General features: G+C 38.2%; 10 protein-coding genes. 4 read left to right on the forward strand and 6 right to left on the reverse strand.

Going from position 1 to position 12,348, the window contains the following annotated elements; translation table 11 throughout:
- Positions 1-7 precede the first annotated feature (7 nt).
- The 6 genes from tsaB to leuS form a co-directional block, all read right to left on the reverse strand.
- A complete protein-coding gene (tsaB, locus tag HXT36_RS02320) occupies positions 8-811 on the reverse strand; it encodes a tRNA (adenosine(37)-N6)-threonylcarbamoyltransferase complex dimerization subunit type 1 TsaB (RefSeq protein WP_421779147.1) in 804 nt (267 codons plus the stop codon).
- A gap of 38 nt (positions 812-849) precedes the next feature.
- The gene (tsaE, locus tag HXT36_RS02325; protein WP_032815161.1) at positions 850-1,413 is read right to left on the reverse strand and encodes a tRNA (adenosine(37)-N6)-threonylcarbamoyltransferase complex ATPase subunit type 1 TsaE; all 564 of its coding nucleotides are present in this window, start codon (positions 1,411-1,413) and stop codon (positions 850-852) included.
- A 27-nt stretch (positions 1,414-1,440) separates the two neighbouring features.
- On the reverse strand, positions 1,441-2,418 hold the full coding sequence (gene holA / locus HXT36_RS02330; protein ID WP_421779149.1) for a DNA polymerase III subunit delta: 978 nt from the start codon (positions 2,416-2,418) through the stop codon (positions 1,441-1,443).
- 170 nt (positions 2,419-2,588) lie between these two features.
- The gene (locus tag HXT36_RS02335; protein ID WP_421779150.1) at positions 2,589-4,406 is read right to left on the reverse strand and encodes a ComEC/Rec2 family competence protein; all 1,818 of its coding nucleotides are present in this window, start codon (positions 4,404-4,406) and stop codon (positions 2,589-2,591) included.
- A 51-nt stretch (positions 4,407-4,457) separates the two neighbouring features.
- Positions 4,458-5,312 carry a ComEA family DNA-binding protein gene (locus HXT36_RS02340; protein ID WP_421779151.1) on the reverse strand — a complete coding sequence of 285 codons (855 nt, stop codon included), beginning with the start codon at positions 5,310-5,312 and terminating at the stop codon, positions 4,458-4,460.
- 139 nt (positions 5,313-5,451) lie between these two features.
- Complete coding sequence (leuS, locus tag HXT36_RS02345) at positions 5,452-8,436, reverse strand: leucine--tRNA ligase (protein WP_421779152.1); 2,985 nt, start codon at positions 8,434-8,436, stop codon at positions 5,452-5,454.
- 205 nt (positions 8,437-8,641) lie between these two features.
- Here leuS and HXT36_RS02350 point away from each other — a divergent pair, with 205 nt between their 5' ends.
- The 4 genes from HXT36_RS02350 (at position 8,642) to HXT36_RS02365 (ending at position 12,308) form a co-directional block, all read left to right on the forward strand.
- On the forward strand, positions 8,642-9,082 hold the full coding sequence (locus HXT36_RS02350; protein ID WP_421779153.1) for a hypothetical protein: 441 nt from the start codon (positions 8,642-8,644) through the stop codon (positions 9,080-9,082).
- A gap of 74 nt (positions 9,083-9,156) precedes the next feature.
- Positions 9,157-9,600, forward strand: a complete 444-nt coding sequence (locus tag HXT36_RS02355) for a DUF2871 domain-containing protein (protein ID WP_248899128.1) — start codon at positions 9,157-9,159, stop codon at positions 9,598-9,600.
- An 89-nt stretch (positions 9,601-9,689) separates the two neighbouring features.
- On the forward strand, positions 9,690-10,496 hold the full coding sequence (locus HXT36_RS02360; protein ID WP_421779154.1) for a fructosamine kinase family protein: 807 nt from the start codon (positions 9,690-9,692) through the stop codon (positions 10,494-10,496).
- Between the two features lie 90 nt (positions 10,497-10,586).
- On the forward strand, positions 10,587-12,308 hold the full coding sequence (locus HXT36_RS02365) for a hypothetical protein (RefSeq protein WP_421779155.1): 1,722 nt from the start codon (positions 10,587-10,589) through the stop codon (positions 12,306-12,308).
- Positions 12,309-12,348: the final 40 nt, after the last annotated feature.

The following is a 12,348-nucleotide window of genomic DNA, read 5'->3' on the forward strand; positions in this document are numbered from 1 at the left end:
TTGAATCCTATTTTTCCGCCACTTCTGCCACTTTTGTAGCAGCTCCAGATCCTAAAACATGCTTCAACGGGTTTGGAACCGATACGTCTGGTCTTCTTAAATAAAGCGGTTCAATAACGTCTTTTTGGCTGGCGCACAGCTTAAATATCTCTAATCCTTTTACGCCTAAATCAAGAGCACTCGCCTCGGTAATTAAGCATATGTTTTCGATTTTCTTCCAATCTTCAGCGTATTTTTTAGCACCATGACCTGCAACGCAAACGCAATAATCGCAAATATTATTTGATTCAAAATATTGATTTACTCTATCAACAATATTTGCAGGATAATCAATATCCATTTCTATTACTTCGCAACCACTATCGTCGTATAAACTCATATAAACTTGGCGTCTTCTAGCGTCATTTAACGAAAGAACATACGTGTGTTTAGCTGCGCAAGATTCATTATTTTCGACTATTTCACTATTAGAGATAACGCCATTTTTAAGCGATTCTTTAAAAGCTCCAGAACGAATCATTAAGCTTTGAGGCAGCAAACTGTTGCATCCTAGAATCTTCGCGTTATTCGCAAAAGCAATCGCCTTAGCTGCAACTAGTCCAGCTCGTAAACCTGTAAAAGGAGCAGGACCTACTCCAACTACAATCTCGTCTATTTGATTAAGCTCTAGTCCAGCATTTTTTACCGCAAGATCAATGTTTACTTGCAATCTTTCAACATGAGTGCGAGAATCCGTTTCCACTATTGGATTATGCCCCACAACTCCAACTGTTGAACCGTACGACGTGTCTATAATCAGCGTATTGCTCATTTTCATTCCTTAAATTGACTAACCAATTTAGCTTACTCTTAATCAAGAATTTTTAAGCGATCGCACCAATCTCCTCCGACTGGAACAAGCGTTACAACGCGATTCCCTTCGCTTGTAAACTCATTTGACTTTTCTTTATCAATTGGCCTATCAATATGAACTTCAAGACGAACATTTGCAAGAACACCTGCCATTTGCTCTCCCCATTCCATAAGCACAACAGTTCCGTCTCCTGGCTCTTCCAAAGCTTCGTCTAATCCAAGCGATTCAAGCTCATCTAAAAGCCTAGAAACAGTGTCTTGCCCTGGAGCGTAATCTTTTCCACCAAGCCTGTATGCATCTACGTGAATAAGATTTGCTGCTTTTCCGTTAGAAAACGTGCCTTTAAGCTCTCTAGCAATAGTAAAAGTTGGCGAAACTATTGGCTCTTTTATTCCCAATCCTTTGCCAAATCCTTTAGCAAACGTTGTTTTTCCAGCACCAAGAGGACCAGAAAGCAAAATAACATCTGTTTCATGCACTATTTTTGCAATTGACTCGCCAAGATCTTGCATACACGAATCACTTGGAATTACAAGCTTTTTAATATTATGATTTTCCAAAATCGCACACTTTCGACTTAATTTAATTTAACGACCACGCAAAGCAATCATGCTAATGCATTTTTCTAAAGCGTAATAAGCATCGCTCGTTCCACCTTTGCATTGCTCATCTGCCCATGCTAAACACATAAAACACTTACGAATCCCATTCTCACTCCATCCACCTAAATCTCTCATAGCCATTTTTAACGCCCACGGATTCACTTTTGCTTGCGCGTTAGAAATTTCTCCGTTTTTAACTGCTATAGCTTTTGCAATTATGCGCATTTTTACAGCCAAAGCTCCAATCAACGCTATAGGGTCAACGCCTTGTAAAATCGCTCTTCTTGACGCAAGAATAGCTTGACCCGCGTTTCCTTGTGCAGCTTTATCTGCTACAAAAAATCCAGTTACTTGCGGATCAGATATTAAGTATTGGTCAACTATTTTTAGCGTGATTGGGTTATCTTCAAAATCAAAACAAAGTTGAGAACAAAGAGATGCTAACTGGTCTGTTTTCCCACCTAAAACCTCTACGATTCGCGCAGCGGCTGCAGGCTCTACTTTGCGATTTTGCCTTTCAAAAAGACTTAGCACAAAATTCAATCTTGCATCGTCTTTTTTAAGATCTGGAACAGTTATTTTGTTTGCTCCAGCTTTTTCTAGCTTTGTAACTATTGACTTTCCTTTAACACCACCTTCGTGTCGTGCAATAACCCAGCAATCGTTTTCATTAGTTTTTGATTTAGATTTACTAGCACAAAACTCTATTATTGCTTCAACTAAATCTTCATTAGCTTGTTCCAGATTATTAATAACAACAATTGTTCCGCTAGAAAAAAGTGATGGACCTGTAGCAGTTATAAAAGCATATTTATCTGCAATCAAAGCGTCTAAATTTACAACATCTGCATCTGGGCAGGAGTCTAATATGCGCGTTTTTAAGTCGCGAGCGTTCAAATCGTTCAAATACGCATCTCCACCAACTACAATCGTAAGTGGCGCAAAGTTTTTTAACGCTTGCATACGTACCCCTTAATGCTAATGTTTTACAAGTTAGCTAATCAAATCTACCATTAATTCGATTATTTTTAGCTATTTAACACATCTAATAATTGTACAAACTATACAAAACTTAAGATGATTTACTATAAATTGACTATAAAAATTGCTCAAAATCATCACTTGCACAAAAATCATTCAAACAGTTCAACCGAATCATCTACAAGATGCTTAAAGCGATTTGATTTTGCTTGAGCGTAAATCTTAAACGCATTATAAAACTCTTTATTTTTAAGATACTTATTAATAAAAAATACACACAAAAATACGCTAAATTCAGCAAACCACGCAAGCCACGCACCTAATGGCCCAGAAACCCATGGAATAACTCCGATTTGTAAATCTCCAAGATTCCAAGCACAATTTGCCATAATGTTTGTTCCAATAGAAGAAATATTAGCGAAAAATAGCGCAATCGAGTAATTCCAGCACGAGCAAACAAGCGACAAAAGCCCGAAAATCGTTGCAAAATCAACAAAAGGAGCAACAATCAAGTTCGCTATAATAGATATAAAAGAAACTTGAGGTTGCATTAATATTTGCACAGGAAGTGTAAAACATTGAGCACACAATGTAATACTTAATGCGCTTGCAATACTAGACGGCATATATCTTAAAAAGATTCTTCTTAAAGGCATTCCACAAACAATTATTCCAAAAGTAGCGCACACAGAAAGAGCAAACGCATAATCCCACGCAAACTTAGGGCAAACAAATAAAACACCTATAACAGTTAAGCTTAATGCGCTAGCCGATTGATACGCTCTAGAAAGTAAAAATGCGATTGAACAAATAATGCCCATTATAAGTGCGCGTAAAACCGAAGCAGATGGGTAAACAATAAGTGCTAAAGAAACATTTCCCAGTATTTCCAGAAACGCACACAGCCATTTTGGAGCAAGAAAATATAAGCAAACTTTACGAATCATTGCTGCAACAAGCAAAAAGTGGCCTCCAGAAACTGCCATTAAGTGCATTATTCCCGAGATCTTAAATCTTTGCTTCATTGTATTCGCATAAGAGCTGTCAATTTGACTACTTTTGTCTTCATCGTCATTGCTTAAATGCTCTTGACCTAAAAGCCCTACAGTAAGGCCAGGAACTAGCATTTGACCCTGCTCACTCAAATTGCCTGTAACTTTGTAAAATTCTTTATAAAGATTGTTTAGAGCACTTGTTAAAAACCCAGATTTTTCAATCACTTTTAAGGAATTGACTTGATTTTTGCTCGATTTATCTTTTTTACTAAACTTAGATTTATCTTTTTTACTAGCTTTAGGAATTTGAATTTCTACATTATTTGCTCCAAATTTTGAGATACCAATCTTTGCAAAACTGCTAATCGTATAGCCATAATTAATTGCTTTACAATCTGGATTAAAAGCGTAGAGTTTTGCGCTTGCAAAACTCACATGTTTTTGCACAACATGATTTTTATCTTCTGTTTCAACACTTTTAACACTTACATTAGCTACACAATCTCCTCTAAAAGAAGGAGATGTTCTTAAAGGAGACGTTATTTTCATAGCCACTTTAACGCTTTTAGAATCGAGCCTTTTATTACCATCATAGCTTTGAGTGCTTCTAGCACTTTCGCTTTTAATAACAGAAAAAACAGGATCTAGCTCTTCTAAGCATTGCGTAATCGAACAAATCATAAATGAAGCTAAAAATGCGCACATAATCGCATAAAAAGTTTGCTTGTATTTGATTATTCCTAAGCTCCTCAAAAATTTAGATTTAAGCACACCATTAAAAAATGATCCATTAGAGAATGAAACATAAAAGCACAGAATAGCAAAAATAAAAGTGGCAAATATTGTATACGCTAAAACTTGATTACTTTTGCATATAAATCTTGCATACAAGCATCCAAACCACATTGCAAAAGCAATTGGAACAAGTCTAAAATCCTTGTTTCCATTTTCAAAGTTCCAATAAAATTCTTCCATTTTACGCCTTAAACAACAAAGTTATAAAACAAACCTATAGATAAGCGATTCTTAACCAACACAAATCATCGATTTAATCTTCGCAAAAGTTTTCGAACCAATCCCGTTGACTTGCATCAAATCTTCAACACGATTAAAAACGCGAACTTTTTTACGCATGTCTAATATTCTTTGAGCCATTTTTGGCCCTATGCCTTTTATTGCTTGTAATTCTTCCGATCCAGCACTATTTATATTTATGCATTCACTTTTATTTTGAATATTTTTGCTTCTATTTTGACTATATTCACTCTTATTTTTTTCAATCAAATCTTGATTTTTGCTAACACTTTCAACGCTTTCTTCATCTTTTTTTAACTCACTTTTATGATTAGTGCTCACTTTTGATTTATTATTTGATTCGTATTTACCATCATTTTTACCGTCGCCTTTAGCATCTGACTTATTGTAAAAATCAACTTGCTTATTAGAATGATCTTTTGATTTTGCGCTAGCGTTATATGCATAAACCTTGCTATAAGTTGCATATTGACTTATTAGCATTGTTAAACTACAAGATAAACAAACAACTAGAATCAGCATTATTGCTAAAATATGAGCAGGCTTTATAGCCAATCTAACATGATTCTTCATTCTTGCTTCGTTGCGCTTATTAAAATCATCAACTTTTAATGAAGAACTATTAGCATTAGTAGCAAGGTCTTTCAAAGCGAGCGCACGTTCTTTAGTTTCGCTATCTAAAACGCAAGTTTTATAGTCTAAAATATTCAAATCATCTTTTGTATGCTGTAAATCTTTATATTCTCTATAAGAATCACTAATATCGCTGATTTCTTCACTAACATAATTGTTCAAGCCACTAATCGCATCAAGCCTTTCCAAAACATTACGACTCGTTTTATGCACCTTTAATCACCTCCTTTTGTTATTCATAATCATTCATAAAAAAAGATGCTTACCTCCACTATTAAATGAAGATAAGCATCTTTCAAGTAAAATTAACCAATGTGGTTAAAGGCTATTTTGCCTAGAAAACATTGAGTTTTCAGCTTTCGTCTGGCACAATAGACACAATCTTTGGAGCCTTCACAATTACCTTGCGAGGAGCTTTACCGCCTAAGCGATCAGCAACAGCTTCCAACGCAAGCTTTTCAAGCTCTTCGGCCTCAATATTCGGGTCAACTTCGAGCTTTGCGCGAACTTTGCCCTTAATTTGCACAACAGCTGTAACAGTATCTGCACCAATGTAGCGAGAATCTGCAACAGGCCAATTTGCGTGAGCAATCGACTTAGTATGCCCAAGCTTGCTCCACATTTCTTCGCAAATATGCGGAGCAATTGGAGAAAGCATAAGAACAAGCGGCTCAACTGCTGCGCGAGGCACGCTAGGCAAAGACGTTAAGTGGTTATTCAACACAATCAGCTTAGCGATTGCAGTGTTTGGTCGCATTGCTTCCATTTCTACAGTCACTTGCGCAATCGTGTTATTAAGAAGCTTAAGCGTCTTTTCGTCGAGCGCATCTTCTGTTACTACGCAAACGCCAGTTTCTTCGTTAACAACATTACGCCACAAGCGTTGCAAGAATCTCATACCGCCAACAACATTGCGCGTATTCCACGGGCGAGATTCAGAAAGTGGACCCATACTCATTTCGTACAAACGGAACGTATCTGCACCGTAGTTTTCGTACATGTAGTCTGGAGTCACAATATTCTTTAGACTCTTGCCCATCTTTCCAAACTCGCGATTCACGCTCTCGCCGTGCCACGTAAATGTTGGCTCTCCAGCGCCGTTATTAGCGCCTTCTTCAACTTCGTCTGCTGGAACGTACTGTCCACGCTCGTCCGTGTACGCATAAGCTTGAATCATGCCCTGGTTAAATAGGCGATGGAACGGCTCAGCAGAATCCACGTAGCCCAAGTCATAAAGCGCTTTATGCCAGAATCTCGAGTAAAGCAAGTGCAAAACTGCGTGCTCTACGCCACCAACGTAAAGGTCAACGCCGCCAGAAACATGCTCTTTGCCTGGACGGTTCGTGCCCATCCAATAGTCATATTCGTCGCTGTCAACCATGTGCTCTGCGTCATTCGGATCCAAGTAGCGCATGTAGTACCAGCATGAACCAGCCCAGTTTGGCATAGTGTTAGTGTCTCGATAGTAGGTTTTTACACCGTCACCAAAATCAAGCTGAACTTTAACCCAATCGTCGTTTCTGCTTAATGGCGCTTCTGGCTCCGAGTTTGCGTCGTTTGGAGCATAAGTCTTTGGTTGATAGTCTGGAACATCTGGCAAAGCAATCGGAAGCTCACTATCTGGAACTAAGTAAGCAACACCGTCCTCGTCATAAACGATTGGGAAAGGCTCTCCCCAGTAGCGCTGCCTAGAGAACAGCCAATCGCGAAGTCTGTAAGAAACTCTGCCAACGCCTACGCCTGCTGATTCAAGCCAAGTCGTCACTTTTTTAATAGCTTCATCTACGCGCAAACCGTTAATAGACAAGGCGTCGCCAAGCTTATGAGTATGCTCCACAGAAGAATTAATAACAATTCCGTCATGAGAAACAAATGGAGCTTTGCCATCATAATCTTCTAACTTTTCGCCAGAATCAGGCAAAGGCTTAACAGTGTAAATCACAGGCAAACCAAAAGCTTTAGCAAAATCATAATCGCGCTGATCGCCGCCTGGAACTGCCATAATTGCGCCCGTTCCATAACCCATAAGAACATAATCTGCAACAAACAGTGGAAGTTTTGCACCAGTTACAGGATTAATCGCGTAAAGACCAGTAAACAAGCCTGTTTTAGCCCCAGCATCTTCCGTGCGATCTTTAGCAGTCTTCGCGCGAGCTTGAGCCTGATACTCTGCCAAACCTTCCTTAAGATTTGCGTAGCCGCCCTTCCAACTTTCTGGAACATCCGCACTCCACGCTTCTGGAATATGCTCAAGAATCGGGTGATCTACAGAAACAACAGCAAAAGTAGTACCAAAAAGCGTGTCTGGACGAGTTGTGTACACTTCCAAATCGCGAGTTTCGCCGTCCGCACATTGCACTTCAAAATGCACGGAAGCACCGTGAGATTCGCCAATCCAGTTGCGTTGCATAAGCTTAACTTTTTCTGGCCAATCAATCGTGTTCAAATCTTCAACCAAACGATGCGCATAAGCTGTAATTCGCATGGACCATTGACGAAGATTGCGCTGGAATACTGGGAAGTTTCCTCGCTCAGATTTGCCTTCTGCAGTAACTTCCTCGTTTGCAAGCACAGTTCCCAATCCTGGGCACCAATTTACAGGAGATTTAGAAATGTAAGCAATACGGAAGTCATTCAAAACGTCTGCTTGTTCTACTTTGCTAAGCTCTTCCCACTTTTTGCCTGCAAAACCAGGAATTTCGCGCTTTGCGCTCTTAAACTCATCAACAAGCTCACAAATTGGACGAGCAGAACCCTTTCCTCCATCTTTTCTTACAAAATCAGGGTTATACCAAGCGTCGTAGAGCTTTGAGAAAATCCATTGTGTCCAACGAACGTAGTTTGTATCAATAGTTGCAAAAGATCTACGATCATCAAAACTCAATCCCATACGATGCAACTGCCTGCGCATATTTGCAATATTTGCCTCGGTAGTAATGCGAGGATGCTGACCAGTTTGCACAGCGTACTGTTCTGCAGGAAGTCCAAAAGCGTCGTAGCCCATAGCATGCAAAACGTTCTCGCCCTTCATGCGGTGATATCGGCTTACAACGTCTGTTGCTAAATATCCAAGAGGATGCCCAACGTGCAAGCCCTTTCCAGAAGGATACGGGAACATGTCCATTGCAAAGAAAGAAGGGCGGCCTTCAGCATTCCTGCCTTCGCCATCCCTTAAATTACCCTTAACATTAGCAGCCCAGAATGTGCCCTGCTCATCCCAGGTTTTTTGCCAGCGCTGCTCAATATCTTGTGCGAGTTGCGCATTATAACGAAAAGCTGGCTCAGCGATTGTAGCTTTATTGTCAGCTGTTGCATATTGTTGATCGTTGTCTTCCATAAACAAGCACTATAGCGACTCATATCGTCAATTTGCAACACTTTTTACAACTTTTAAGCATATTTTATTGTGTTTTTTGAAAGTTTTAATGCACAATTCACAAAATACTATTATTTAGCGTTTTTTATAAAAATCATTACTACAATTGTTTTAAGAGTTTAACATAAGAATTTACTAGAAATAATATGATTTAACGAGGTTAGTTATGAAGGTATCAAAGAACACGCTTTTATTAATCGCATGCCTTGTATGGGGATTTGCTGGATTCAACATTCTTAAGATTGGTGTTAATGCATACTCAAACTTTTTATCTCCTATTAACTTCACTTTATCTTTAGCTGTTTTTGTAATATTCCAAATGTTTATTTTTGGAAAACTTGTTAAAAAGCATGTGTCTAGAATCAACGCTTACAAAGAAAACAAGCAATTTTTCCTTAAATTCTTTGACGTTAAATCTTTTATAATCATGGCTTTTATGATGACTTTTGGAATTGTTCTTCGTGCAACAAATATAGCTCCAGAACGCTTTATTGCCGTGTTTTATACGGGATTAGGCTCTGCATTAGCCTTAGCAGGATTGCTTTTTGGATATCATTTTGCTAAAACTGCATGCCCGCGTTACAAAAACACTCATACTATGCAATAGTGCTTACAAACACTTGTAACGACATCAACATTACTAAGGAATATTTGACTATCACTCTACGTAAGGAAGTTACTATGAACCATGTTATGAAACGTTATATTAATACGTCTTTGTTGTATGCTGTCCTCGCCATGATTGGCGGCGTCTTTTATCGCGAATTTACAAAATTTAATGCTTTCCATGCAAAAACTGTGCTTGCTGTAGTTCACACACACTACTTTATGCTTGGCATGGTTGTTTTTCTGTTACTTATACTATTTGAGAAAAACTTCAGTTTTAGTAACGAAAAAACTACACAAATCTTAATAACTTATCATATTGGACTCAACCTAACAGCAGCAATGATGATTACTCGTGGAATTGCACAAGTAATGCGTCTACATCTCAATCCATCTATAGATTTTGCCATAACTGGTTTAGCAGGAATTGGACACATCCTACTTGGCGTAAGTATTGTACTAATCTTATTGCAAATTAAACGCAGCATCGCTCATTGTGCTAATACTTCATTAGAATAGTGATGATAGGAATAATTTAGTTTATTCATAAAATATTTATTAAGTGTGTAACTATAAGCCGCATACGCTACTACATTAAGAAGGTTGCTATGAGTAATAACGTGTATAAAAAGAGCAGATCATACGCACCAGAACGATTCTTTGAATGCGAAGGTCGTGGACTTAATTGGCTTCGAGAAGCTTACGACTATGGTGGGCCTAAAGTAGCTAAAGTTTTTGATTGGGGAAAAGACTACTTAAACATTGAACGCATTGAAACTACAAGCCCTACTCCTTTAGCATCGTTTGAATTTGGAGCGTCTTTGGCGCATATGCACGATTTCGGTGCGAAATATTTTGGGGAGCCACCTGCAGATTATGATGGCACATGCTATTTTGGACCATTAAGCGACCCTGTAAAAATGGATTGTGGCACTTGGAGTAATGTTATTGACTATTTAGCAGAAGGCAGGCTCTTGCCAATGGTAAACCTTGGCATTTCTAGAGGAAGTCTTACAAAAAGCGATTTAGATCTTACAAATAAAGTTATTGACGCTTTGCCAGCTTTACTTGGAAAAGCCGCTGAAGATAAGCCAGCACGCGTTCATGGAGACTTGTGGAGCGGAAACGTGCTTTGGACTAAAAGCGAAGACGGTGAACACACAGAAGCTGTTTTAATTGATCCTGCAGCTCACGGCGGCCATCGCGAAGAAGATTTATCAATGCTTCACTTATTTGGAATCAGCTATTTTAAGCAGATTTTAGACGGTTACCAGTCTGTTCATCCGCTAAAATCTGGTTTTGAAAATCGCATGACAATTTGGCAACTCTACCCTATTGCTGGTCATTGTGTTTTCTTTGGCGGAGGCTACGTTAGCGAATATCGAGACATGTGCTTGGATTTGCTTAATCGCTAAATTTGCATTAGATAATTTAATAGAAACTAACACATAAGTAAGCTAACAGATAAATAAGTACAAAACTAAAATTTACGAAAGGTTTTAACTATGATTCGCACGCATAAGCATATTTTGCGCAAAACTATTGCTGTTATAGCAGCTAGCACAATGCTTCTTGCGATTTGCGCATGCGGATCGAGCAATGCAAAAAACGCATCGCCTAACGCAAAGCCTCAAGTGAATCACGGCAACGTTATAGTTTTTACGCCTTCTGATGGTCTAAATTTAAGTAGAAAAACTCCATTAAGTACATGGGATAATCTTGTTCCAGAAATAGTAAAATCGTTAAAAAAGCAAGGATTTTCCAGCAACTCAATCGCAACTAAGTCTTCTAACAGCTTGTACAATCAAAGTCAAGATATTCAAGATTATGTTGTAAACACTATTACGTCACTAAATTCTAAAAACAGCGCTAAAAATACTAAAAGTAAAAGCGCAAAAACAAATGTTAAGAATCTTCAAGATAGCGCAAAAAAGCAGCTTTCAAAAACGACTATTGTTGTTGCTCCTTGGACTAATAAAAACGGACACAACAATTATGGAGATTATGTAACTCAACCAGATTCAAATAGTGATCAATTAAATGACAATGATTTAAAGAATCAAGAAGAAGCAGAAAATAGACTATCTAACGCTTTAGAGCTTGCTAAAAAAGCTGGAATGCATGTTGTTATGCTTTCTAGACTAAGTAGGGGTTTTAAGCCAGACATTCTATTTGATCTTTCTTCTGCACAAAGAATTGGAGAGGTTCAAGCCTATACTCTTGTACAAAAATTGGCTCTAAATCAAGCATCTAAAGATAATCCAAAAAGTGTGGAAGTGCTTTTGCCTTGCCATAATCAAAAGCAAAATATTCATTTTCATGTTGGAATAAACAAACGCACAATAAACTCCGAAGATTCTTTGTATAAAACTCCAGAGTTTGATGACGAATTTTCCAAACTTGCATTTGAAGGAATCTGGAAGGTTCTAAAGCCATATTTTGAATCTGGACTAATGTTTTCTCCTTCTGGAAAGCTTAACAAGAATTCCACTGCAAACGATTGGAAAAATGTTGCTATAGATGCGGATAATTCCGATTCTGTTAAAGCAGAACTTGAATTTAGACTTATTGAAAAAAATAGTTCTAAATCAACTCCAACAAAACACGTAGATGGAATTATTGCGTTAGAAGATCAAGTTGCTATGCAAACAGAAAGTGCTTTAGAAGAGCTTGGATATAAGGGCAGCTCTGCAGACATTAATCCTTCGTTTACTCTTCCAGACATTATTGGAAACTTTATTGGAAAACGTAATTTAAGCAAAAAGCGCGTACCTTTGCCATCTAATGTAAAAAATAATAAGCTCAAAAAACAAAAAGTAAACGAAAAAAGTAACAAAAATAAAAACTCACAAGATAGCAATCAAAGTAGCAGCCAAGATAGTCAAAGTGAATATGCAAACACTATTGTAAACGATTCAAAATGGCCTGTTATTACAGGCTACGGAGCATACAAAGACGCTTTGCCTAATCTTGTAAACGGCAAGCAATGGATGACTTCTATAGAAAACATCCAAAAGATTTCTAGCGATGTTGCAAAACAGTGTAACTCGTTAAACACTACTGGAAAGATTACGCAACTAGAAGACGTGACCATTTTTGTAAACAATAGTGACTCGCAAAAAGGTGTACCAGTTGCAAGTGAAGCTATTCTTGCAATCAGCGCAACTAATCTTAAAGCGCTTTTAATAGACCCAGGCTATGTGACTCTTGCAGACGCTGGGCTTTAATCGCTTTACTCCATCGCATTACACTAACGCCTTACACTAG

This window comes from Gardnerella sp. DNF01144, assembly GCF_049244245.1.
Taxonomy (GTDB): Bacteria; Actinomycetota; Actinomycetes; order Actinomycetales; family Bifidobacteriaceae; genus Bifidobacterium; species Bifidobacterium piotii.

Bases quoted from the DNA above. Each gene is read 5' to 3' on its own strand.
- HXT36_RS02335 (WP_421779150.1), bottom strand. From the start codon at position 4,406: ATGGAAGAATTTTATTGGAACTTTGAAAATGGAAACAAGGATTTTAGA.
- holA (WP_421779149.1), bottom strand. From the start codon at position 2,418: ATGCAAGCGTTAAAAAACTTTGCGCCACTTACGATTGTAGTTGGTGGA.
- HXT36_RS02360 (WP_421779154.1), top strand. From the start codon at position 9,690: ATGAGTAATAACGTGTATAAAAAGAGCAGATCATACGCACCAGAACGA.
- HXT36_RS02365 (WP_421779155.1), top strand. From the start codon at position 10,587: ATGATTCGCACGCATAAGCATATTTTGCGCAAAACTATTGCTGTTATA.
- tsaB (WP_421779147.1), bottom strand. From the start codon at position 811: ATGAGCAATACGCTGATTATAGACACGTCGTACGGTTCAACAGTTGGA.
- leuS (WP_421779152.1), bottom strand. From the start codon at position 8,436: ATGGAAGACAACGATCAACAATATGCAACAGCTGACAATAAAGCTACA.
- HXT36_RS02355 (WP_248899128.1), top strand. From the start codon at position 9,157: ATGAACCATGTTATGAAACGTTATATTAATACGTCTTTGTTGTATGCT.
- HXT36_RS02350 (WP_421779153.1), top strand. From the start codon at position 8,642: ATGAAGGTATCAAAGAACACGCTTTTATTAATCGCATGCCTTGTATGG.